Annotated in this window: 24 protein-coding genes and 1 riboswitch; of the genes, 9 read left to right on the top strand and 15 right to left on the bottom strand. The window is 39.2% G+C overall.

The window, feature by feature from the left end; genetic code table 11:
* The first annotated feature begins 207 nt into the window (after positions 1 to 207).
* Positions 208 to 1,776 (top strand): PucR family transcriptional regulator, encoded by a 1,569-nt coding sequence (locus tag AC1Q6O_RS00940; protein ID WP_089985978.1) that lies wholly within the window; start codon positions 208 to 210, stop codon positions 1,774 to 1,776.
* A gap of 46 nt (positions 1,777 to 1,822) precedes the next feature.
* Here AC1Q6O_RS00940 and AC1Q6O_RS00935 read toward each other — a convergent pair whose 3' ends face one another.
* On the bottom strand, positions 1,823 to 2,617 hold the full coding sequence (locus AC1Q6O_RS00935) for a carbon-nitrogen family hydrolase (RefSeq protein ID WP_089985977.1): 795 nt from the start codon (positions 2,615 to 2,617) through the stop codon (positions 1,823 to 1,825).
* 96 nt (positions 2,618 to 2,713) lie between these two features.
* On the opposite strand from AC1Q6O_RS00935, the gene AC1Q6O_RS00930 reads away from it, so the two are divergent.
* Positions 2,714 to 3,877, top strand: coding sequence for a pyridoxal phosphate-dependent aminotransferase (locus tag AC1Q6O_RS00930; protein ID WP_427534311.1), 1,164 nt, complete (start codon positions 2,714 to 2,716; stop codon positions 3,875 to 3,877).
* Positions 3,878 to 3,925: 48 nt separating this feature from the next.
* On the opposite strand, the gene AC1Q6O_RS00925 is transcribed toward AC1Q6O_RS00930, so the two are convergent.
* On the bottom strand, positions 3,926 to 4,429 hold the full coding sequence (locus AC1Q6O_RS00925; RefSeq protein ID WP_089985976.1) for a PPC domain-containing DNA-binding protein: 504 nt from the start codon (positions 4,427 to 4,429) through the stop codon (positions 3,926 to 3,928).
* A gap of 122 nt (positions 4,430 to 4,551) precedes the next feature.
* Positions 4,552 to 4,657, top strand: a riboswitch (SAM riboswitch).
* 88 nt (positions 4,658 to 4,745) lie between these two features.
* Here AC1Q6O_RS00925 and AC1Q6O_RS00920 point away from each other — a divergent pair.
* The 7 genes from AC1Q6O_RS00920 to AC1Q6O_RS00890 all read left to right on the top strand — a co-directional run bounded on the left by AC1Q6O_RS00920 (position 4,746) and on the right by AC1Q6O_RS00890 (position 10,864).
* Positions 4,746 to 5,576: a MetQ/NlpA family ABC transporter substrate-binding protein gene (locus AC1Q6O_RS00920; protein ID WP_089985975.1), complete on the top strand. Its 831-nt coding sequence runs from the start codon at positions 4,746 to 4,748 to the stop codon at positions 5,574 to 5,576.
* Between the two features lie 94 nt (positions 5,577 to 5,670).
* Positions 5,671 to 6,696: a methionine ABC transporter ATP-binding protein gene (locus AC1Q6O_RS00915; protein WP_008176093.1), complete on the top strand. Its 1,026-nt coding sequence runs from the start codon at positions 5,671 to 5,673 to the stop codon at positions 6,694 to 6,696.
* Positions 6,689 to 7,351, top strand: a complete 663-nt coding sequence (locus AC1Q6O_RS00910) for a methionine ABC transporter permease (RefSeq protein ID WP_008176095.1) — start codon at positions 6,689 to 6,691, stop codon at positions 7,349 to 7,351. The genes AC1Q6O_RS00915 and AC1Q6O_RS00910 overlap by 8 nt, the downstream gene beginning before the upstream one ends.
* Positions 7,352 to 7,364: 13 nt before the next feature.
* Entirely contained in the window at positions 7,365 to 8,144 is a 780-nt protein-coding gene (locus AC1Q6O_RS00905) for an enoyl-CoA hydratase/isomerase family protein (RefSeq protein ID WP_239354113.1), read from the top strand.
* A gap of 14 nt (positions 8,145 to 8,158) precedes the next feature.
* Positions 8,159 to 9,319, top strand: coding sequence for an alpha-hydroxy acid oxidase (locus tag AC1Q6O_RS00900; RefSeq protein ID WP_043990080.1), 1,161 nt, complete (start codon positions 8,159 to 8,161; stop codon positions 9,317 to 9,319).
* Complete coding sequence (locus AC1Q6O_RS00895; protein WP_008176101.1) at positions 9,316 to 10,512, top strand: CaiB/BaiF CoA transferase family protein; 1,197 nt, start codon at positions 9,316 to 9,318, stop codon at positions 10,510 to 10,512. The genes AC1Q6O_RS00900 and AC1Q6O_RS00895 overlap by 4 nt, the downstream gene beginning before the upstream one ends.
* A 13-nt stretch (positions 10,513 to 10,525) precedes the next feature.
* Positions 10,526 to 10,864: a hypothetical protein gene (locus AC1Q6O_RS00890; protein WP_492400873.1), complete on the top strand. Its 339-nt coding sequence runs from the start codon at positions 10,526 to 10,528 to the stop codon at positions 10,862 to 10,864.
* Here the strand turns inward: AC1Q6O_RS00890 and AC1Q6O_RS00885 are convergent.
* The 13 genes from AC1Q6O_RS00885 to AC1Q6O_RS00825 form a co-directional block, all read right to left on the bottom strand.
* Positions 10,858 to 12,057, bottom strand: a complete 1,200-nt coding sequence (locus tag AC1Q6O_RS00885) for a glycine C-acetyltransferase (RefSeq protein WP_008176104.1) — start codon at positions 12,055 to 12,057, stop codon at positions 10,858 to 10,860. The two genes, AC1Q6O_RS00890 and AC1Q6O_RS00885, sit on opposite strands and share 7 nt — an antisense overlap.
* A gap of 58 nt (positions 12,058 to 12,115) precedes the next feature.
* Positions 12,116 to 13,192: a hypothetical protein gene (locus AC1Q6O_RS00880; RefSeq protein ID WP_008176106.1), complete on the bottom strand. Its 1,077-nt coding sequence runs from the start codon at positions 13,190 to 13,192 to the stop codon at positions 12,116 to 12,118.
* Between the two features lie 101 nt (positions 13,193 to 13,293).
* Positions 13,294 to 13,929 carry a YczE/YyaS/YitT family protein gene (locus AC1Q6O_RS00875; protein WP_090002458.1) on the bottom strand — a complete coding sequence of 212 codons (636 nt, stop codon included), beginning with the start codon at positions 13,927 to 13,929 and terminating at the stop codon, positions 13,294 to 13,296.
* 131 nt (positions 13,930 to 14,060) lie between these two features.
* Positions 14,061 to 14,552 carry a Cys-tRNA(Pro) deacylase gene (ybaK, locus tag AC1Q6O_RS00870; RefSeq protein WP_089985971.1) on the bottom strand — a complete coding sequence of 164 codons (492 nt, stop codon included), beginning with the start codon at positions 14,550 to 14,552 and terminating at the stop codon, positions 14,061 to 14,063.
* Between the two features lie 24 nt (positions 14,553 to 14,576).
* Positions 14,577 to 15,302 carry a hypothetical protein gene (locus AC1Q6O_RS00865; protein WP_043990083.1) on the bottom strand — a complete coding sequence of 242 codons (726 nt, stop codon included), beginning with the start codon at positions 15,300 to 15,302 and terminating at the stop codon, positions 14,577 to 14,579.
* A 325-nt stretch (positions 15,303 to 15,627) separates the two neighbouring features.
* Entirely contained in the window at positions 15,628 to 16,194 is a 567-nt protein-coding gene (locus AC1Q6O_RS00860) for a VanZ family protein (protein WP_237068739.1), read from the bottom strand.
* Between the two features lie 131 nt (positions 16,195 to 16,325).
* Positions 16,326 to 17,864: an acyl-CoA carboxylase subunit beta gene (locus AC1Q6O_RS00855; protein WP_446936505.1), complete on the bottom strand. Its 1,539-nt coding sequence runs from the start codon at positions 17,862 to 17,864 to the stop codon at positions 16,326 to 16,328.
* Between the two features lie 139 nt (positions 17,865 to 18,003).
* Positions 18,004 to 18,786: an enoyl-CoA hydratase gene (locus tag AC1Q6O_RS00850; protein ID WP_090002456.1), complete on the bottom strand. Its 783-nt coding sequence runs from the start codon at positions 18,784 to 18,786 to the stop codon at positions 18,004 to 18,006.
* Complete coding sequence (locus AC1Q6O_RS00845) at positions 18,783 to 19,700, bottom strand: hydroxymethylglutaryl-CoA lyase (protein ID WP_492400872.1); 918 nt, start codon at positions 19,698 to 19,700, stop codon at positions 18,783 to 18,785. The genes AC1Q6O_RS00850 and AC1Q6O_RS00845 overlap by 4 nt, the downstream gene beginning before the upstream one ends.
* A 14-nt stretch (positions 19,701 to 19,714) precedes the next feature.
* Complete coding sequence (locus AC1Q6O_RS00840; RefSeq protein WP_031418413.1) at positions 19,715 to 19,927, bottom strand: acetyl-CoA carboxylase biotin carboxyl carrier protein subunit; 213 nt, start codon at positions 19,925 to 19,927, stop codon at positions 19,715 to 19,717.
* Positions 19,928 to 19,998: 71 nt separating this feature from the next.
* Positions 19,999 to 21,357 carry an acetyl-CoA carboxylase biotin carboxylase subunit gene (locus AC1Q6O_RS00835; RefSeq protein WP_089985967.1) on the bottom strand — a complete coding sequence of 453 codons (1,359 nt, stop codon included), beginning with the start codon at positions 21,355 to 21,357 and terminating at the stop codon, positions 19,999 to 20,001.
* A 15-nt stretch (positions 21,358 to 21,372) separates the two neighbouring features.
* Positions 21,373 to 23,007: an AMP-binding protein gene (locus AC1Q6O_RS00830; protein WP_492400871.1), complete on the bottom strand. Its 1,635-nt coding sequence runs from the start codon at positions 23,005 to 23,007 to the stop codon at positions 21,373 to 21,375.
* Between the two features lie 147 nt (positions 23,008 to 23,154).
* Positions 23,155 to 24,297: an acyl-CoA dehydrogenase gene (locus AC1Q6O_RS00825; RefSeq protein ID WP_008176128.1), complete on the bottom strand. Its 1,143-nt coding sequence runs from the start codon at positions 24,295 to 24,297 to the stop codon at positions 23,155 to 23,157.
* Positions 24,298 to 24,395 lie beyond the last annotated feature (98 nt).

Here is a 24,395-nt window from a genome sequence, read left to right as displayed (position 1 = left end):
ATTATCGCTTACAAAAATCTTACATGTTTCATATCGTTGAAGTAATAGACAAACTGTAAATTTCTATACAATTGTTTTAAACATAATGTAAAATAGACTAAATATTCTCAAAATATTAACTTACCTAAATTTACAGCTATTTAGTAACATGAAAGAGAAATAATAGATATATAAAACGTGGAAGATGTTTCAAAAGGAGGAGCTATATTGAGCCAATTCCAACTTAAAGTACTTCATGTGTTAGAAAATAAATACTTTCAGAATGCAGAGGTAGTTGCAGGTCATGAGGGGCTATTAAGAATCGTTAAGTGGGCACATGTTCTTGAAATAGTCCATGTAGATAATTTTTTAGTTGGAGAAGAGCTGGTGTTAACAACGGGGATCAGTCTTCAACATGGCATCGAAGATTTTATGACGTTTATTGAATCTTTAATCGATAAAAATTGTGCTGCCCTTTGTATTGAGTATGGCTCTTCTATTCAAGCAGTTCCAGAAGCAATACTTGCTATTGCAAATCGTCATCAGTTCCCGATTATTGTTTTTCATGAAGCGGTTCCTTTTGTTCGCATTACACAGGATTTACACAGTCAAATTATTAATCAGCAATATTTAATGGTTTCGACACTAGAATCCTACTCACAAACTTTAAATAAAAATACGGTCTTAGGACAAAACACGGATGATATTTTACAAAATATGTATAACGAATTGAAAACACAAATTATGTTTTCCATTAAGGGACGGGAACCTATCTTTTTTCCCAACATGACAAAAAGTAACCGTCAGCAATTATTAGCTTTGAATAAATATGCTCAGCAATTTAAACATGAGCCCATCTTTATTTTTGATCAACATTATGCAGATTTAACGATTTTTCGTGAAGATGGCCTATTCTCAGAGTTTGAATTATTAATTTTAGACCGTACAGCAACAGCATTAGCGCAATTATTAATGCGAGAGTTCTATATTGAGGAGAAAAAGAATATTGAGGACGCTTCGATTTTAGCTGATTGGATCGACCAAAAACTGAACAAGGAGGAAATCTATAAATTTATCGTTTCTCACTATACTAACTATTCACAATCTAGTGGGGCTGTCTTTGTTTTGGCCACTCCCAATACAGTAATGAAAGCGCAGGAGGATATTGTCTATAGTAAACTTTATTATCGTAATCTCTTTGAACAGCATGGCTTTATCCCATTTTTATTCGAAAGAAAAAGCTATGTCATTTTTATTTTACTTCATACAAAAGATTGTCGAGCGATTCGAGAAATACTAAATAGCATCTTTACCTCACTGCCCAAAACTGATTTTTATAAAAAACAGCAAACTCAAGGGTTTCAAATAGCGGTTGGTAAAGTTGTAGCTGATGTACAAGAAATCTCCAAAAGCTATCAAACTGCATTAGAAACATTATATATTTGCCGCAAAGTGCAAACTTCCTCGTTCTTTTATGATGATTTGCATTTGTATCATTTAATCTATAAATTACAAATGCAGGTGAATTTAAAGGAGGTTATAAACGACTATTTACAGCCAGTTATTGAGTACGATGAAAAATATAACAGCAAGCTTCTTGAAACCTTACAAGTCTATTTACAATCAAACGGCTCCAAGCAGCAAACGGCTAACCAATTGTTTATTGTTCGTCAAACACTGTATCACCGCTTAAAAAAGCTTGAAAGTTTACTCGGAGAAAATTTCATGAAGGGTCATAATCGCATCACACTGGAATTTATGCTCCTTGCAAATTCCTTAATTGATGACAAGAGTTAAAAAATAGGCACGTTCAAGAGCTCTCCCCCTTCAACGTGCCATCTCATTATCCTTTCACCACAACATCTTGATAAAGTCCTGGTCGACGATCATCGTATACAGGAATTCTTCCACGTACTTCATCAACAATGGAGAAATCCACATCAATTACTGCTATTTCCTCTTCTTCAGCACCAACCCAAAGCACTTCACCCCATGGCTGAATAATCATCGATTGCCCATTAAAGTTTTCTACTTTTCTCGAAATACGGTTAACTGCTATAACAAAGCATTGGTTTTCAATCGCTCGTGCTTGCAGCAATGTTTTCCAATGATCAATTCTAGGCGTCGGCCATTGAGCTGGTACAAACAGCACCTTCGCTCCTCGGAGGGCATGCGCACGTAACCATTCAGGGAAACGAATATCATAGCAAATGACACCAGCCGCCTCAATAGGTCCTAGCGCGAATCGATTCATATCATCTCCAGCTTCTAAGTAAAGATGCTCGTCCATTAAACGGAAAAGATGGGCTTTGTTATATTCCCCAACAAGTAATCCATTGTTATCAAATGTATACATCGTATTGTAAAACTTGTCGTCCTTTTTTATTGAAACGGAGCCACCGACAATATGTACACTAAGTTCCTTCGCTAAGTTAGCTAAAAATGCCTTTGTACGCTCACCGTTAACATCCGCCAATTCTGGTAGCTTCTCTAGTGCGTAGCCCGTATTCCACATTTCTGGAAGCACAATAATTTCTGCCCCTAGTTTTGCGGCTTCACGAATCTTGTCCTCTGCCCGTATAAAATTTTCTTCTACTTTGCCGAAGCCAACGTTTAACTGAATACAACCGATTTTCATATTCATTCCTCCTCTAGACAATTAACAAAAAAAGTACTACTATTTGCTTCATATTCTTCAATAATAATTATTATATTCTGAAAAAGGTGATCATGCATGGAATTCTCTAAAAAACTACAGCAATTACCCACTCAATTTTTTGCAGCGCTTGTCCAAAAAGTAAACAATGCCCTGGAAGAAGGTCGTGATGTGATTAATCTCGGGCAAGGAAATCCCGACCAACCTACGCCTACTCATATCATTCAAGCATTGCAGGAAGCAGCTGAAAATCCTCAAAACCACAAATATTCACCTTTTCGTGGTATCGCCGAATTACGTCAAGCGGCTGCCGACTTTTATAAACGGGAATATGATGTGGAGATTGATCCTGATACTGAAGTAGCGATTCTTGGTGGCACAAAAATTGGTCTTGTTGAGCTACCTTTGGCTGTGTTAAATCCAGGCGATACTATGCTATTACCAGACCCGGGCTATCCAGACTACTTATCTGGTGTTGTATTAGGTGATGTTAATTTTGAAGTGATGCCACTTTTTGCTGAAAATAATTTCTTACCTGATTATGATGCCCTATCTAAAGAAGTTAAGGAGAAAGCAAAGTTACTTTACTTAAATTACCCAAATAATCCTACGGGTGGTACAGCTACACTTGAATTTTTTGAAGAAACCATTCGTTTTGCTAAAGAGCATAATATCATCGTATCACATGATTTTGCTTATGGTGCAATTGGATTTGATGGCAATAAACCTATTAGTTTCTTACAGACCAATGGTGCAAAAGAAGTTGGAATCGAAATGTACACATTATCAAAGACTTATAATATGGCAGGTTGGCGCATAGGCTTTGCTGTTGGTAATGCTGATTTGATTGCCGCGATTAATCTTATTCAAGATCATTTGTTTTGTAGTCAATTTCCTGCTATTCAACAAGCAGCAGCTGTTGCCCTTACATCTTCACAGGAATGTGCAGATGAGCTAAGAGCTACCTATGAGCGTCGTCGAAATGTTCTAATCGAAGAAGCTCATAGAATCGGATGGCAAGTAACGGCACCAAAGGGCACCTTCTTTGCCTGGCTCTCTGTCCCATTAGGTTTTACTAGTGAACAATTTGCCGATATTTTGCTCGACAAAGCTGATATTGCGGTAGCCGCAGGAAATGGCTTTGGTCAATATGGGGAAGGCTATGTGCGCATTGGCTTGCTTGTAAGCGAGGAACGGTTACGAGAAGCCATGCATAGAATTGAGCAATTAAAATTATTTTAAACATGGAACAAAATGGAGTCCTGTAGCTTTCGCTAGCTACAGGACTTACTATTTTTCAATTTTCCTTGGAAGATCTAACCCATGTTCTAATGGATAAAATTGTACGTGACCTGTTTCATCATCCAACTGACGGATATGCTGAATGCCTTGAACTTCTGCCAGCACTACATCTGCTGTTATGACGATATTTCCGCCCTTTATAAAATGACCGCCTGAAACCACTCCCCATTGATCGCTCATGGAACCATGGAAATGCGTTTCATATTGTGCATCACGCTTACAAACAACTCCTGAACCTTGGATAAACTCGAGTGGCCCCTCTTTCTCAACCACATCACTAAATCGAACTTTAATGTGGGAAGTTTCATCAGGTACTAAATAAACAAAGCTACTTTTTTGAAAACTACCAATACAACTAATAATGGTTGCTGATTCAATTTTATTCTCTTCACAAAGTGCCTCAATTCCTTCAATGATGTCTGTTCCCATGAGAAGACGTGCACTAATCACCTTACCAAATGAACCTATGCCATAATTAACTCTTACGGACAATCTTCTCCCTCCTTCACGACAAAATATTATAACAATATAAAAAATTTCAAAAATATTTATTGACTTACTATACCCTATAAATTATATTAGTTCTATCGGAAATACAAAAATATAATATGAATCTCTTATCAAGAGTAGCTGAGGGACTGGCCCTATGAAGCTCGGCAACCTCCTTTTATAAAGGAAGGTGCTAAATCCTGCAAACGAAATTCGTTTGATAGATAAGAGAGGACTTTTTTCATGAGCCTCTCTTAATTTGTAAGAGAGTTTTTTTTATTTTCAAAAACCGATAAAACAATTTTTGGAGGTAGTTTTCATGAAGAAGAAAAATAAATTTTTAGTAGGTTTAGCAAGTCTTACATTAGTAGCAGCACTAGCGGGCTGTGGCTCTAAAGATGATAGCAAAGGAAAAGGCGAAGCTATCGATGAAAATAAAATTGTTGTGGGTGTCACTTCAGGACCTCATGAGCAAATTGCAGAGGTAGCTGCTAAAGTTGCAAAGGAAAAAGGTCTAGAAGTAGAACTAAAATCATTTTCTGATTATGTTTTACCAAATACATCCTTAGCAGAAGGAGATCTTGATGCAAACAGCTATCAGCATAAGCCTTTCCTGGATACATTTAATAAAGATCACGATACAGATTTAGTACCGGTTGGCAAAACAATTTTAAATCCAATGGGTATTTACTCTGAAAAATATAAATCATTGGATGATGTTCCTGAAGGCGCAACATTTGGCTTACCGAATGACCCAACAAATGGAGCGCGTGCTCTCTTTGTTTTACAAGAGGCAGGCTATATTAAATTAAAAGATGGAGCGGACTTAACAGCATCTGTTCGTGACGTGGAAGAAAACAAAAAGAATTTAAAATTCATAGAATTAGAAGCTGCACAAATTCCTAAGCAGCTTAGTGAAGTAGATGTAGCTGCTATTAATACTAACTTTGCGCTGGAAGCTGGCATTAATCCGCAAGAGGACTCTATTCTTTTAGAATCTACTGACTCTCCATATGTGAACTACATTGTCGTTCGTGCAGAAAATGAAAACGACCCAACGATTAAAAAGTTCATTGAGGCCTATCAATCTGATGAAGTACGCCAATTCATTGAAGAGGAATTCAAAGGTTCTGTAATCCCTAGCTGGTAATACGTGCGATAAGCTAAAGAATCTGCCAAATTTCCACTATGGAAACCACGCAGATTCTTGCTTTTTAGAAGTTAAGAAAGGAGCAATCAATCTGATGATTCAATTACAAAATATTTCAAAAGAATATAAGACAAAAAAAGGCAGTATTAAGGCTGTGGATGGAATCAATCTTCATGTAAAAAAAGGGCAAATTCATGGTGTAATTGGGTATAGTGGTGCCGGTAAAAGTACGCTGATTCGTTGTGTTAATTTACTAGAGCGTCCTTCAGCAGGCAAAGTCTTGATTGACAATGTGGATATTACTACCCTTTCACTTCATGACTTACGTCAAACACGACAAAAGATTGGTATGATTTTTCAACATTTTAATCTCTTAAAGACAGCAACTGTTTATAACAATATTGCAGTTCCCTTAAAGCTACTTGGTTATAACGAAACAGAAGTCAAAAATCGTGTGGCTAAATATGCCGAAATTGTAGGTTTAACAGAAAAGCTAGATAGCTACCCTAATCAGCTTTCAGGTGGACAAAAGCAACGTGTCGCAATTGCACGTGCTCTAGCGCAAGAGCCAGAAATTTTACTTAGTGATGAAGCAACAAGTGCGCTTGATCCTGAGACTACAGAGGCTATTCTTGAACTATTGTTAAAAATTAATCGTGAATTAGGAATTACAATCCTACTGATTACACATGAAATGAATGTCATTCAGAAAATTTGTGATGAGGTATCTGTTCTAGAGGCAGGGAAAGTAGTTGAATTTGGTACGGCTATTGAGCTCTTTGCAAAACCACAACACCCTACTACAAGAAAGTTCTTAAGTACCATTTCACAACGTAACTTAACTCCTTCTCTTATTGAGCAGTTAAATGTTTCAGGTAGCGTCATTCGTTTAACATTTCTTGGAGAAAGTACTGGTAAGCCATTATTAGCTGAAGTGAGCAAAGTATATGATGTACAACCAAACATTTTAACAGCCAATATTATTGAATTAAAAAACGGCATTGTTGGTAATATTGTGGTGCATTTAAACGGAGAGCCCAACATTGTTCAAAAGGCGCTAACCTATTTTGCAGAGAATGGCGTTACTGTGGAAGAGTTAGGAGGAGAGATCCATGAATAATTTCTTTAATGATTGGTCAGAGGTTATTGGCAAAGCAATTATCGAAACATTTCAAATGGTCGGAATTTCATTATTCTTTTCGATTTTAATTGGAATACCTTTAGGCCTTTTAATTGTTTTAACACGACCTGGTCAATCCTTTGAAAATAAATTTTTCTATCAATTTTTTAATCTAGTCATCAATATTATCCGTTCAGTACCATTCATCATCTTACTATTCTTCATTTTACCTTTTACAAAGGTTATCGTCGGTACAACGATTGGCGTTAAAGGCGTTATTGTTCCGCTTGTAGTTTATACGGCTCCTTATATTGCACGACTGATGGAGTCAGCGCTTTTAGAAGTTGATTCGGGCGTTGTCGAAGCCTACACAGCTATGGGTATTAAACGTCGCCATATCATTTGGCATGTATTATTACGCGAAGCACGCCCATCCATTATTTTAGGCTTAACAATCGCTACAATTGGATTGATTGGCGCAACAGCAATGGCGGGAATGGTTGGTGCTGGCGGATTAGGTGACCTAGCTTACCGTTATGGTCATTTACGCTATGAGGTAGATGTCATGTATGCAACGGTGTTTATTTTAATCATCCTTGTACAAAGCATACAATCCATAGGTAACCGCATTTCAGCCAAATTGAAGAAAGACTAGGAGGAGGATATCCATGTCAACTGAGATTTATGTAGAAAAAAACGGCTATATCGCAACGCTAGTGTTAAACCGTCCTGACAAACGAAATTCTTTATCGAGGGCAATGTTCCAAGCGATCATAGACGAGCTAGAACAGTTACGTACAGATATGTCTATCAAGCTATTAATTGTGCGCGGTGTCAATGAAGTCGCCTTTTCCTCAGGTGCTGATATTAGTGAGTTTTTAGATATTCGTTATGCTGCGGATAATGCTAAAGCCTATAATGATCTAGCTTTAAAGGCTATTGATGCCCTCTATAAATTCCCACATCCTACGATTGCCATGATTCAGGGCTTAGCGATTGGCGGCGGCTTAGAGTTAGCCAATGCTTGTGACTTTAGATTGGCGACACCAAAGAGTAAGCTTGGCATTACCGCTGCCAACATTGGGATTGTCTATAATCTTGAAAGCACTAAACGTCTTATTAATATTGTTGGTGTCGCGAAGGCTAAAGAGATTTTATACACAGCAAACATTTTTACAGCAGAGGAAGGCAAAAGCATTGGTTTGATTACTGCCCTTCATGAGCCGCAGGAAATTGAAAATGCCACTATGCAATTTGCTGAGCATCTTTTAAGTAAATCATCTATTGCCAATGCAGGTAGTAAAAAAATAATTCAAGCTATAATGGATGGAGAAAATGCAGAGAGTGATGAGCTGGCTCAATTGATTCTCGATTCATTTAGTTCTGATGATTATAACGAAGGTATTCAAGCTTTTTTAAATAAAAGAAAGCCTATTTTCAATAAATAAGTGAGGTAGTAACGATGACAAATACAACTGATGGTGACCTACTCTTAAAAAATATCACTGCCCAAGCCCCCTTCCCCATTTGCTTTGCTGATTTAGAAAAAGCAGTAGCGGAAAAAATTCCAGCTGGGCCATTCGGCTACATTCGCTCAGGTGCTGGCGGTGAACAAACATTACGTAATAATCGTTCAGCTTTTGAAAAATACTCCATTGTTCCCCGCTTCTTAAATGATGTTTCAAACGTTCATACAACCATTAATTTGTTCGGGAAAACATACCCAACGCCATTGCTCTTTGCCCCTGTCGGCATGAACGGAATGGTTCACGAGGAAGGTGAACTTGCCGCTGTACGCGCTGCCCAGCAATTAAATATGCCATATATTCAAAGCACAGTCTCCACCTATGCACTCGAAGATGTTGCCGAAGCTGCCCCTTCAGCAACAAAATGGTTTCAATTGTATTGGTCTACAAATGAAGAAATTGCATTTAGTATGGCCGCACGAGCAGAGTCAGCAGGCTTTGAAGCTATTGTTTTAACAGTCGATACAGTAATGCTTGGATGGCGAGAAGAAGATGTACGCAATCAATTTTCACCATTAAAGCTAGGCTACGCAAAAGGAAATTACATAAATGATCCTGTCTTTATGGCTTCTTTGCCTAATGATTCATTTGAATCGTATGTACAAGGCGTCTTGCAAAATGTCTTCCACCCTACACTCAATTGGGAACATGTTCGTGAATTAAAACGGCGTACAAATCTTCCTATATTACTAAAGGGAATTTTACATCCTGAAGATGCAAAGCTAGCCCTTGAAAATGGGATTGACGGTATTATCGTATCGAACCATGGCGGCCGACAATTAGATGGTGTTATTGGTTCACTTGATGCCCTTCCCCCCATCGTGAGTGCTGTCAATGGACAAATCCCTATTATTTTAGATAGTGGTGTATATCGCGGGATGGATGCCTTAAAAGCACTTGCTTTAGGAGCAGATGCTGTAGCAATTGGGCGTCCCTTCGTCTATGGCCTAGCCCTTGAGGGACAACAAGGTGCCGAAAAAGTAATGACAAATATCTATGATGAATTAAAGGTTTCCATTGCACTAGCAGGGACAACCTCCGTTGAAGGGTTACGTACGATTACATTAGTCAAAAATGATGGGACTGAGGTTAAATGAAACAGGCATTAGAGGGATTAAAAGTTGTTGATTTATCACAAGTATTAGCGGGCCCTTATTGCACAATGGTCTTAGCGGATATGGGCGCAGAAGTTATTAAAATCGAGAAATATCCAAATGGAGACGACACCCGAGCAATGGGCCCGTTCATTCATGAAGAAAGTCATATGTATATGATGGTTAATCGCAATAAAAAGGGTGTATGTCTAAATTTAAAAACGCCAGAGGGCTTGGCTTTATTCAAAGAGCTTATCCAATCTGTTGATGTGCTTGTGGAAAACTATAGACCAGGTGTTACGAAAAAGCTAGGGATTGATTATGATACTTTAAAAACCCTTAATCCTGGACTCATTTACTGCTCTATTTCTGGCTATGGACAAACGGGTCCTTATAGCCAGAAAGGTGGCTATGATATTATGGCACAGGGTCTAAGTGGCTTAATGCATATGACTGGTGAACCACAGGGCCGACCTGTAAAAGTTGGCTTTGCAGTCAATGATATTGCCGCTGCCCAAACGGCCTTACAATCTATTTTAATGGCCTATATTTATAAGCTGCGCAGTGGTGAGGGGCAATATATCGATGTTTCTTTAGTAGAGTCTGGGCTTGCTTGGACTGTTTGGGAGGCCGCTGCCTACTTTGGTCAGGGCGAATTACCCGAGCGAACAGGAACTGCCCATCGAGTTTCCGCACCGTATCAAGGCTTTAAAACACAGGATGACTATATTTTAATAGGTGCTGGCAATCAAAAGCTATGGGAAATTTTTGCGACAAAAGTTGTCAAACGACCTGATTGGTTAGACAATCCCCTCTTTATTACTAACTATTCACGTGCTCAGCATGTAAAGGCGTTAGAGGCAGAAATTGAAAGTGAATTAGCGAAACATCCAGCAACCTACTGGCTGGAGCTTTTAGATGAACACGGCGTACCTTCCAGCCCTATCTATTCCTATGACCAAACCTTAAATGATCCCCATATTTTAGAGCGTGGCATGGTCTTGTCCTATGACCATCCAACTGCTGGGCCCATGAGAACACTAGGTTTCCCAGCAAAATTCTCACACACGCCGGGTCAATTAACTAGTGCAGCGCCAACTTTAGGACAGCATAATGAAGAAATTTTGCAGGCATTAAACATCACTGATCATGAAGTCCAGCAGCTAAAAAAAGCGAATGTAATACGCTCAAAATAAGAAGCCCTTTATTTTGACGAGCTATCGATCACTTTGGGCGGGCTACCCGTCACTTTCCTTAGGCTATCCGCCACTTTGCCGCGCTATCCGTCACTCTGCTCTGGCTATCCGTCACTTTACTCTGGCTATCCGCCACTTTGCTCGCGCTATCCGTCACTCTGCTCGAGCTATCCGTCACTCTGCTCAGGCTATCCGGTATTTTGCCCGCGCTATCCGTCACTTTACTAAGGCTATCTGTCACTCTGCTCGAGCTATCCGTCACTTCATAGAATTTGATTGGAAAGAAGCACCCGTTTTCATTGTAAGCAAAAAGGCTACTTCCACAACGGAGGTAGCCTTTTCGTATTATTGAATTACACCTAATTCACGACCAACTTTCTCGTAAATGGCTAACGCATCATCAAGCATTTCTTTTGTATGAGCTGCTGTTGGCATATTACGAACGCGACCTGTGCCTTTAGGAACGGTTGGGAATACGATTGATTTTGCATAAACGCCTTCTTCAAATAAGCGTTTTGAAAATTCTTGTGTCAGCTTTTCATCTCCAATAATACAAGGAGTAATTGGTGTTTCTGATTCACCAATATTAAAGCCAAGCTTCGCTAATCCCGCTTTTAAATAGTTACCATTATCCCACAGTTTATCGTGAAGCTCTGTAGAATCAATTAGCATTTGTACAGCAGCTGTAATGGCTGCCACATCACCTGGTGGTAAAGCTGTTGAGAACAAGAATGGACGTGAACGAACTTTTAACCAATCAATTAAGTTCTTCTTCCCAGCTACATAGCCACCCACGACACCAATTGCTTTTGATAGTGTACCAATTTGGAAATCAATCTCTTTTTCTAGTCCAAAGTGCTTCACAGTTCCTTTGCCTTTACCTGTTACACCTGAACCATGTGCATCATCAACATAAGTAATTAAATCAAATTCCTTGGCGATTTCCACAATTTCTGGCAATTTAGCAATATCGCCATCCATTGAGAATACACCATCCGTAATAACCATCACTTTATTGTATAATCCAGATTCTTTTGCCGCTTTTGCCTTAGCACGTAAATCATCCATATCTGAGTGATTAAACGGAATGATTTTCGCCTTTGATAAACGACAACCGTCAATAATAGAGGCATGGTTTAATTGATCAGAAAGAATTGCATCGTTTTTATCCATAACAGCAGAAATAGCTGCCATATTACAATTAAAGCCAGATTGATAAGAAATAGCTGCTTCTGTTCCTTTAAATTCAGCAAGCTTTTCCTCTAATTTAACGTGTAAGTCAAGCGTCCCGTTAATAGTACGTACAGCACCTGCTCCAACACCGTATTTTTCAATCGTTTCTTTGGCAATACGCTTTAATTCTTCATTAGTTGCTAAGCCTAGATAATTGTTAGAAGATAAGTTAACAAGATTTTTGCCACGTACCTGAATAATCGGGCCATTCGCACCCTCTACTGGATCAATTTCATTGTATAAGCCTTGTTCATGTAAGGCTTGTAGGTTTTCGTCTAAAAATGCATTCAATACTTTTGACAAGCGTATCATCCTTTCCTAGGAAAACAGTTCTAGCTCCTAGTTTAGCACAAGCAAGCCTTTAGCTAAATTATTTTGTTAATCTTTCGAATAATGACGCTGTTTTTTCTCGCCATAAAGAGGCGGATAGGCAATGATCCAATAAACGTCGCACTGTATATTCTGCTTCTGCATAACGCTTTGAATAGCCCATCGCATCTTGCATGGCTTCTTTATAGCGTTCTCGTACTTCCGCTATTGCTAATTCCGCCTCTTTCGTAAGCGCACAATGTTGCCCAATATCAAATATCTTATCGCCTAATCGACCATCCTGTGGATCAAAAATATGAGGTTCCGTACTATCAAAAATACAGAAATTTAGTTCTGGGATAATGACCATATCGACAGATCCTGCATCTAAGCCACACCATACAATTTGGGCATCCAGTCCTCTTGCATTCGCCTCATCTGCTAAGCCTTTCATCAAGGAGGATTTGCCCGTACCCGGTTTGCCTTTAATCATTAATCTTGTCGATATATTTTTTGTGATGCTTTCAACTGTATTTTCTGCCCCTCTAGGCGTTAACGTTCCAAGTAAACGATGTGTTCGTTCGCCCGTTTTATTTAAAACTATAGATTGGAAGACTTCCGATTTTAAATTTTCCACCTGTTCATTTAATGCCTGCCAATTCATGCAGCTTTGCGTCACAACCTCCCAATCATCGTGCAGCTTGATAGCATGGTTTAGCTTGGCAATACATTTATCACGCCAAGCTGTACGTTCCTGTACTGCATTTGCCAGTTGCTCTCCAACTTTCTCAAGCTGAGCATCCTCCAAGCAATCATAAAAAGACATAACACGATGCTTCGTCCCAAGTAATGTTGGCTCTATATCCCATTCTGATGCCCAGACATACAGTCTATTACAACCCTTTACATAAACAGCCTCGACTACTTCCTCTAATAACGCGTGCTTAAACCATTCGACAGCAAAGCCTTGTTTAACATAAAAATAACCCAGCTCCTTCAACAGCTCTGATCCTTTAGATGTAGAGGCACCTTGTAAAAAATAAACTAGCTCCGCTTCCTCCATCATTTCTTTATATAAATGTTTCACACCTTGCCCAGTCAATGCGTGTCCAAAATAATACGTCACATTTCCGTTCAAATGTCGTTCCTCCTTTTGTTTCTGCCTTGCATTATATGAAGGAACACTAAAAAAGATGAAAAGCTACCCCTATCCTTAACAGATAAAAGTAGCTTTATAGTTTAATAAAAAGGTCTCATGTCTTCTATATGGCCAATACATTTCATTAATACTTTGCGGCAATAAGGTAATGAATATTGCACAATATATCCTGAGGTTAATGCAATTAATACTGTTCCTACTCCAACTGGCCCACCTAGTAGCCACCCTACAATGGTCACTAGAACTTCGATGCCCATTCTCGCAGTTTTAATAGATCCGCCAAATTTTTCGACGAGTATCATCATTAATGTATCACGAGGGCCTGCTCCCATATTTGGAGCAATATACATACCACAGCCAAAGCTTAAGACAAATAAACCAATAATAAAATATGTAATTTGTAGACCATATACATCTGTTGAAGGCAATAACCAGTTAAATACATCGATGAATGAACCGATTAGTAGCATGTTCAGCCATGTACCAATTTTGGGCCATGTTCGTAAAACAATCGATGTTGATGCGACAATAAAAAGACCCGTTAATATAGACCATGTACCAATCGTTAATCCGAAGTTTTGAAATAATCCTACATGCAAGACATCCCAAGGACTTGTTCCAACTATTTTCCCTTTAATGGACATCGTAATTCCCAGTGACATCACAATCAAGCCACCAATAAAAAATGTCCAGCGCCACCCCATTATTTTGCGCATTTCCTAGCCCTCTCTCTATGTTTGATAATGCTCTTACTGTATCATATTTTCTGAAAATATCGTGAAATCGTGTTTATGAATGGAAGGATAAATGACCGTATTCTATGAAAATAAAAAACTACCCGATTTTACTAATGGGTAGTTGTAATTGGCGCAAGCTGGGCCTTTGTAATATTCTTCAAATCATTAAGCTGAACATGCATTTGCATGCCTATTTTTCCTGCACTTACAATGATACTGCCTTGTTGTTGAGCAGTTTCATCGATTACCGTAGGATATAATTTTTTCATGCCTACCGGCGAGCATCCACCACGGACATATCCTGTATAACTAAGTAAATCTTTTACAGGTAGCATATCAATCTTCTTTTCTCCAACTACCTTTGCGGCAGCCTTTAAATCCAGTTCGTCAGCCACTGGAATAACAAATACAAAGAGCTTGTGGGCACTTGCCCTTGCTACTAATGTTTTAAAAACACGAGCAACCGGCTGCCCAATTTTTTCGGCAACAGACACACCGTCCACTTGACCGTCGCCAATTTCATATTCAATCACATCAAATTGGATTTTTTGCTGCTCTAATAATCTTATCGCATTTGTTTTGGCATGCTTTGCCTTCGCCATAACCGTAATCTCCTATCTACAACATTAGGCTATCAAAGAGAACATAGAATCATTGCCTGGACGATAGCCATTTTTCGTCATTTGAACATGTGCTGCATACTTTTCAGTTGCCTGTTTGAAGGCTCTCAATTTTAAAGCAGCGTCATGGCTCTTACCGAAAATTGTATCTGCAAATGGGTCCAATTTCAATTCCTTTGAGAAACGTTCAGGAACCTTTACTGTAGTCACTTCATTGTCAAAAGGTTGGTTTTGTTCATCTATTGCGTCAACGGTAGAGTTGGCTTCATGTAAAATATGCTGAATTTGAGCATCCACGTTTTCTGCTAAACGTATATCTTGAGCAGAAGGCTTTGACGGTGATAATGCTGCATTTCGCACCTGCTCTAAAACCTGTAATGTATCATTCATATCTGGATTATTTACAACAGGTGATCCGTCATGATGACCAATTGCCCATTTATAAGCTTGCTCATGTGCATGAACATTCTTTGAAGTTTGCTGTAAATCTTCCATAATGGCCTGCTGTTGGGGTGTTACTACTTCTGCATCTTCTTGTTGTTGCTCATATAAATCTTGATCTGTGCGTCCTAATAGTAGGTTTTCAAGCTCAAGCAATAATGGATTTTTCTTTGGTTGAAAATACATTGCATTTTTTCGATATGCATCTCCCGCTTCTTTGCGCTGCAAGAACTTTTTTCGATTAAATGGTGATGATAATCTATCTTGCTCCATTGAATTATATATTTTCATAGTTTTCACCTCATCCTTCTATCTTCATATGCTATTTTGTTACTAGATATGAACATTTTTTATCACTATATCTATTCCTTCGAAACAGCTTCTGTACACTTATTATCGGAATTTTCATTATTAAATTCAAGTATAAATGACTACTAACCACCTAAAGGGGTACAAATTAATATCATTTTTAGATATAAATACCTAATTTCAAAGGATATATGCTTCAGTCCTTTAGTACTTTCATTTCGATTTCAATAAAATTTACTACCATTCGCACAAAATAAATAGTGTTAATAAATAAAAAAAACAGCCTCTATATAAACCGGCTGCTTTCCTATTTTTTCGGTGTAATCAATAGACCCTTATAAGCTAAATAACCGAGCCATGCACCAATAGTATTTAAAATTAAATCATCAATATCCGCAGATCCTACTGTAAAAATAAATTGGATCGTTTCCACACTAAGGCTGGCAAAAAAGCCTAAGCAAAGTATAACGCCTGCTTTGCGGAATCTCTTCGAGAGTAATGGCAGTAAAAAGCCCATAGGGGTGAAAATTAATAAATTACCAAGTAAGTTAATAATTATCGTATCCCAATTAAAATATTGAGAGTAGTTTATATAACGGAAAATCGTTTCAAAGGGTATAAAATTAGTAGTTAATCGCCAACTACTGTAATCAAACAGCCCTAAGTCACCGACGGAATAATCACCTTCCCATAACACAACGACTACATTAACTAAACGATCGATGACCAATTTATAAAAAGCCAAACAAGAATAGATGCTAAATAACATCCAACCCACTATTTTTATTGGTAAATAATATGTATCAATAACATCTCGATATGGTAATGGGAGCTTGGCATTACCTTGAACATCCGTTATGTTGTTTTTTGACATGCTAAACACCCGCTTCCCTTTATTCCTTCCCATATTTTAATATGCTCCTTAAGACCATGCAAGTAGCTGTTAACTATTTATCGACTAAAAAGGGCTGCCTCCTGAAAGAGAGACAGCCTTCCCATAAGTATTTATACTGGATTTACCCCATGCTTACGTTGTGAGAAAAGTAAGTATTTTGACATGTAAAGCTCTAAACGATTTTCAAGCACCTTCCGTAAATCATTTGGCTCAATTACATCATCAATAATTAATTCTGATGCTAATCGATACACATCAATTTCTTCTTGGTACTCTTTTCGTTTTTCAGCTATAAAGCTTGCTTGCTCCTCTTTCGGAAGCTCGGCAATTTTATTTGCATAAACTGCATTGACTGCAGCTTCTGGACCCATTACTGCAATTTGAGCATTTGATAATGCGATACAGCAGTCTGGCTCAAAGGCAGGACCAGCCATGGCATATAAGCCAGCACCATATGCTTTACGAACAATTACTGTTAGCTTTGGAACAGTTGCTTCACTCATTGCAAAGATCATTTTTGCGCCATGACGGATAATACCAGCTTTTTCGACCTGTGTGCCGATCATAAAGCCTGGAACATCCGCCAAGAATAGAAGGGGTATATTGAAAGCATCACAAAGAGAAATGAACTTGGCCGCTTTATCAGCAGAATCGTGGAATAATACGCCTCCCTTAACGCGAGGTTGATTCGCGATAATCCCTACTGGTTGCCCCTTAATACGTGCAAGACCAGTAATTAATTCCGGTGCGAATAATTTCTTCACTTCACAAAACGAATCTTCATCAATGATACGTTCAATTAACTTATACATATCAAAAGGAACGTTTTGGTTTTGTGGTATCAATTCCTCAATCGATTTATCGAATGTAGCTGGTGGTTTAGGTGCCTCTACTTTGCTACGTTCTGCATAGTTATTAGGGAAATAGCCTAAATATTTACGAGCATAGGCAATGGCCTCTTGTTCTGTTTTGGCTAGCACATCTCCACAACCGGAAACTGAACAGTGCATTTTTGCGCCACCCATCGTTTCTAAATCTACTTTCTCTCCAATAACCATTTCAGCCATACGAGGAGATCCTAAATACATAGATGCGTTCCCTTCAACCATGACAACGATATCACAAAATGCAGGGATGTAGGCACCACCTGCCGCAGACGGTCCGAATAGTAGACAAATTTGTGGTACTTTACCTGATAACTTGACTTGGTTGTAGAAAATGCGCCCCGCGCCCCTTCTACCTGGGAACATTTCTAGCTGATCTGTAATACGTGCACCTGCTGAATCAACTAAATATAGTAACGGACAGTTAAGTTTTTCTGCAGTTTCTTGAATACGAATCATCTTTTCAACCGTACGCTTTCCCCATGACCCTGCTTTAATCGTTGAGTCATTAGCTAAAACACAAACGGTACGACCATGAATTTTACCAATCCCTGTGACAACACCATCAGCAGGTAAATCGCCTGCCAAACAATTTGCATAAAGGCCATCCTCTGATTGAAGACCATCATCTAATAATAATTCAAGACGTTCACGTACAAATAGCTTCCCTTGCTGTGCATTTTTGTCATGATATTTTGGTAAACCACCAGAAAGGATTTTATCTTTCATTGTAGGTGGCGTGTTTTCTGTTGAAATATTGCTCATGTTTAATTCCTCCCTTTGCCCATTCAATTACGCCAAATTATTTTTTAGCGCCCCTATTCCCCTTTGTCAATGCGCCAAAAAATCAATGAGAATGCGCTTAGATTTCCGTCAGTGTGATTAATCTGATTGGATTCTTTCTTTATTTTCCTGAATATTGTGGTGCTCGCTTCTCTTGGAAGGCTAGTAGCCCCTCTAATCGGTCCTCTGTAGGGATCAGTGCACTATATGCAAGTGACTCAATTTTTAAACCGGTAGCTAAATCTACCTCAACACCCTGATTCATAGCCACTTTAGCCTGTACTAGCGATAATGGTGCATTTTTTGCCATTTCTAGAGCAAGCTGCTGTGCCCTTTCCATTATCTCATGTGCCTCATGAACATATTCAACGATGCCATAATTTTTAGCTTCCTCAGCATTTAAGCGACGCGCTGTATAAATTAATTCCTTTGCCTTCCCAAGACCAATTAGTCGAGGAAGTCGTTGCGTTCCTCCTGCCCCCGGAATAATACCGAGAGAGGTTTCAGTGAGACCTAACTTAACATGTGCTGCTGCGACACGTAAATCGCAAGCTAAAGCTAATTCTAGACCGCCACCAAAGGCTACTCCATTTAGCACCGCAATGACAGGCTGAGCGAGTGTCTCCACTTTTGCCACTGTGGCACCAATCAACTGTACGATTTGCTTCACTTGTCGATCGGACATACCTTTGCGTTCTTTTAAATCAGCCCCAGCACAGAATGCTTTTTCTCCAGCACCTGTTAGTAAGACTACTCGCACTGTCGGATCTCCGTTGATTTGATCAAGCGTATCAGATAGCTCTCGCAGTAACTGTACAGACATCGCGTTCGCAGCCTCTGGTCTTAAAAGGGTAATAAGTCCAATACTTCCCTCTAGTAATTCAAAGCGAACAAGTTGAGTCATAATGGATTCGCACTCCTTTCATTACGGACAATCGCCATTTGCTTTGAAGCTACAGCTTTGCCTAATTTCTGTTCAATAAAGAGTGCAGCCTCTAATATTTTTTGTCGATCTACACCGGTTTGAATGCCCATTTCATTAAATAAATATAATAAATCTTCGGTGGCTACATTACCTGAAGCCCCCTTGGCATATGGACAGCCCCCTAGACCGCCAAGCGCACTATCAAATTTGGTTACGCCCATCTCTAAAGATTTCATAATGTTAGCCAGCGCCGTGCCACGTGTATCATGAAAATGCATAGCAAAATTATTTGCGGAATATCTTTTTAATAGTTCCTCTAAAAGATGCTCAACTTGAGTGGGTACACCAACGCCAATCGTGTCACCAAGTGAGATCTCTGTTACACCCATTTCCAATAATTTATCTGTAACACGCAGTACTTTATCAGGATGTATATATCCTTCATAGGGACAGCCAAGAACTGTGGAGATATAGCCTCGAACCTTTTTCTTTGACGCTTTAGCTCCTAATACTACTTCCTCTAAAATAGGAAATGTTTCGTCTATGGTTTTGTTAATATTACTTTGGTTATGACTTTCACTAGCAGACATAAATATACTTACTTCATCTACTTCAGCCTGTAACGCCCTTTCTAGCCCTCGCATATTAGGTACAAGTGCTGCATAAGTAATATCCTTGTTCCTTTTAATGGCTTGAAGAACCTCGACAGCATCCGCCAACTGTGGAATCCATTTCGGATGTACAAATGAAGTCACCTCGATGTAATTTAATCCAGTTTGGCTTAACAAATTCACTAATTGTATTTTATCTGCTGTTGTAATATGTGTTTTTTCATTTTGTAAACCATCACGGGGACCGACTTCTTTCATTACGACATGCTTAGGTAGCTGCATTAAGAGGCCTCCTCTTATTCAATTTCTAAAATATCATCATCAACGTTAATGAAATCTCCTTCATTGGCGATAATTTTTGTTACCACGCCATCTTCTTCTGCTGCAATCGGAATTTCCATTTTCATTGATTCTAAAATTGCTACATCTTGACCTGCCGTTACTTTCTCACCTTCTGCTACGACGATTTTCCATACTGTACCTGCCATGCTTGCTTTTACTGTTGCCATCATCATTCACTCCTACTTTTAAATTAATTATGCATTCGCCCTCTATATGAAGCGCGAATGCTCTTCAATACTTACTTTGACTCTGCTAATTGTGGTAAATAAAATTGTTCGACAAATTTTGTAGTCGTATAGCCTTTTAAAAACTGTTCATGTGTAACAGTTTTTAGCAGCATCGGAATATTCGTTTGAATACCCTCCACTTTATATGCTTTCAGTGCTTGGATTAATCTTTCACAGGCAATGTCCCTTGTTTCTCCCCACACTACCAATTTACTAATCATTGGATCATAAAATGGTGTAACTGCTGAACCTGTCTCTACACCACACTCATGTCGAACCCCTTCGCCTGTTGGTAATTCTAGAGCTGTGATTGTACCAGGAGACGGGAAAAATGTAGAAGGATTTTCAGCGTATATACGCACTTCAATCGCATGACCCTGTTTCGTAATACTTTCTTTTGTAAATGAAAGGGGTTGCTGTGCAGCGATTTTTAATTGCTCCTCTACTAAATCAAGTTTTGTAATTTCCTCTGTCACAGGATGCTCTACTTGTAATCTTGTATTCATTTCTAAGAAATAAAAGTTTTGATCCTCATCTACCAAATACTCAATCGTTCCAGCGTTGACATAGCCAATATGCTTCGCTGCCTTCACTGACGCTTCTAGCATCTTATCTCTTGTCTCCTGTGAAATGAATGGTGAGGGTGCTTCTTCTACTACTTTTTGATTTCTTCGTTGAATCGAACATTCACGTTCAAATAACGGAACCACATTGCCTTGATGATCGGCAATAATTTGTACTTCAACATGGTGAGGGTTAGCAATAAATCTCTCCATGTACATCGTGCCATCACCGAAAAATGACTGTGCACGTTTTTGATTTCCCTCAAATGCTTTTGCTAGCTCCTCTGTATTTTCAACAAGTTGCATACCGATACCGCCACCGCCTGCCGATGCCTTTAACATAATAGGATAGCCTAAACGTTCAGCGATTTCAGTAGCTTCTTCTGCATCCTTTACCGGTGTCTCTACACCCTCTACAATGGGAACACCTGCAGCTTTCATTGTTTTACGTGCCTCTAATTTACTTCCCATTGATGCAATAACATCAGCACTTGGTCCAATAAAAATTAGACCTTCCTCTTCACAGCGCTTTGCAAACTCTGCATTTTCTGATAGTAGTCCATAGCCAGGATGAACAGCCTCGACGCCATTTTCTAGTGCAATTTCTAGAATACGTTCTATATTTAAATAGCTTTGTGCTACAGGTGGTTTCCCTACACAGTAAGCCTCATCTGCATCCTTCACATGTAAGCTTTCAGCATCTGCCTCAGAATAAATAGCAACCGTATGAATATTTAGGCGCCTGCATGTTCTGATAATACGTCTAGCAATCTCCCCACGATTTGCAATTAATACTTTATTGAACATATTCACTGCCCCTCCTTATCTGACGGTCATGACAAAATCTTCTCGTAATTTATATTTTTGAACCTTTCCTGAAGCAGTCATTGGATATTGATCGATAAAGAAAATATGTTTTGGGATTTTATGTCTAGAGATTTTATCCCGACAATATTCTCGAATCTCCTCTTCTGTTGCCTGCTCACCTTCTCGTAAAATAATCCAAGCTGCCGCTTCCTCCCCATACACAGGATCAGGAACGCCAGCAACCTGAACATCTGATATTTTCGGATGTGTATAAAGAAACTCCTCCATTTCACGAGGATATAAATTTTCACCACCGCGAATAATCATATCTTTTAAACGACCGGTTACACGGACATAGCCCGCTTCATCCATCGTTGCCAAATCACCCGTATGCAGCCAGCCATCTTGATCAATGGCAAGATCGGTTTCCTCTTGGTTTTTATAGTAGCCTTTCATTACATGGTAGCCTCTTGTACATAGCTCGCCTTGTTCATTTGTAGGTGCTTCCTCATTTGTCCCAGGAACTACAATTTTCGCCTCTAAGTTTGGTAAGGCACGGCCAACCGTCTCCACCTTTAGTGCTAACGGGTCATCCGTTCTCGTTTGCGTAATAACTGGGGATGATTCTGTTTGACCATAGCAAATCGTAATATCTGTCATACCCATTTTCTCAATCACTGCTTTCATTACCTCTATCGGACAATTAGAGCCCGCCATGACTCCTGTCCGTAGAGTTGAAAGATTGAAAGACTCAAAATTCGGTAAATTAAGCTCACTAATGAACATCGTTGGTACGCCATGTAATGCTGTGCACTTTTCTTGCTGAACCGTCCTTAGCACCTCTTCAGGTGAAAATTCTTGTACTGGCACCATCGTTCCACCACTAGTTGTAATTGCTAATGTTCCAATAACACAGCCAAAACAATGGAAAAATGGAACAGGTATGCAGAGGCGATCCTCTGCTGTTAACCGCATACACTCTGCAATGTTGACCGCGTTGTTCACTAAGTTAAAATGTGTAAGCATCACACCTTTAGGAAAACCTGTTGTACCAGACGTATATTGAATATTAATCACATCATCATAATGAAGAGATTGCTCTCTTTGTTCTAATTGTTCCTCGGTCACCTGATCAGCCGCTGCTACTACATCGGACCAATTTAATACACCGGGATACTTAGTCTCGCCGATTAAAATAACATTTTTTAATAAAGGTAGTCGCTTTGATTGCAAATTACCTGGTTCACAATGTTCAAGCTCCGGACATAACTCTTGAAGTGTATGGATAAAAGAATGGTCTCGATAATTTTCAATTAAAAATATCGTTTTGGCATCAGACTGCTTTAATAGATACTCCAACTCACTAGCTCGATAATTAGTGTTTACCGTAACGATTGGAGCTCCCATTTTCCCTGTACCAAATTGAAGCTGTACCCACTCAGGAACATTGGTCGTCCATACAGCAATATGGTCTCCTTTTTCAATTCCTAAAGCCATTAAGCCCCTTGCTACCAATCGCGCTTGACGATTTAGCTGCTCATAAGTCATTCGGAAATTTCTATCAGCATAGACCAAAGCCTCGTTCTGCGGGTACTTTTTAGATTGTTCATCTAGCAATTGACCAATTGTTTGATACACAAGCTCTGCCATGAAGATCCCCCTTGTTTATGCTATTAAACTTCTTTCAGCAATGAGATGAATGCGGATTTAAGCTACTTTTCAGCAGGTGTCTCGGTATCAGAAAGAAGTGCTCTATGCAGCACAAAGCTGATCCCAGACACAATGAGTTGAAAATCATTAACAGCCAATTAAACGAGAAATAACAAGACGTTGAATTTCAGATGTTCCTTCACCAATTTCCATTAATTTAATATCACGTAAATGACGTTCTACATCGTATTCTTTCATATATCCAGAACCGCCATGAATTTGAATGGCTTGATTACACGTACGGAAGCCCATTTCAGAAGCAAATAATTTAGCCATTGCTGCTTCTTTACCAAATGGTTTCTTTTGATCTTTTAGCCATGCCGCTTTATGTACAAGCGTACGAGCAAGCTCTATTTCCATCGCCATATCTGCTAATTTAAATTGAATGGCCTGTAGCTTCGAAATAGGTGCACCAAATTGCTCGCGTTCTTTTGCGAACTTCAGTGCCTTCTCATAAGCCGCCTGTGCAATTCCGACAGAAAGAGCTGCAATTGAAATACGACCACCATCTAAAGTGTTTAAAAACTGGCTAAATCCTCGCTTTTCATCGCCTAATAGATTGGTTCTAGGAACGCGAACATTTTGTAAAACAATCTCACATGTATTAGAACCTCGGACACCCATTTTGTCGTAGTTACAATTAATCGTTACACCTGGAGTATTCGTTGGCACAATAATAGAAGAAATAATCTTTTTGCCATCCTCACGTTTACCAGTCACCGCAGTTACAATAATTTGTCGAGCGTATCCTGCATTGGTAATCCAGCATTTTTCTCCATTAATAACGTAATCATCTCCATCAATGACGGCTGTAGTGCGTGTACCGCCTGCATCTGAACCTGCATTAGGCTCTGTTAAACCGAATGATCCTAATGTCTCACCCTTTGCCAATGGAACAAGAAATTCCTGCTTTTGCTCCTCCGTACCAAAGTTGTAAATTGGCGAAGCTCCTAAGCTAACAGCAGCTGCATAACTTAAGCCCGTGCCCCCACATGCACGGCCAATTTCCTCTACAGCTAAAGCGTAGGACACCGTATCACCACCTGAGCCACCATATTCTTCAGGAAATGGGATACCCAATAAGCCTAGTTCTGCCATCTTTTTAAAGCTTTCTATTCTCATCGTCGATGTCTCATCAACCTCACGAGCATACGGTTTAATCTCTTTCTCAGCAAAATCACGTACCATGTCTCGAATCATCACTTGCTCTTTTGTTAATTCAAAATTCATCCCTAATCCCCCTAATGTCAAATTTGCCATAGTAGATTTAGCTCAAAGATAATTTACTTCAAGTAAATACCGACTAGTCGGTTTGTAAAAGCAAATAA

This window comes from Lysinibacillus sp. GW823-FHT06C08 (assembly GCF_058795135.1).
Note: the sequence above shows the minus strand (reverse complement) of the source record. Positions and strands in the feature narration are given on the sequence as shown.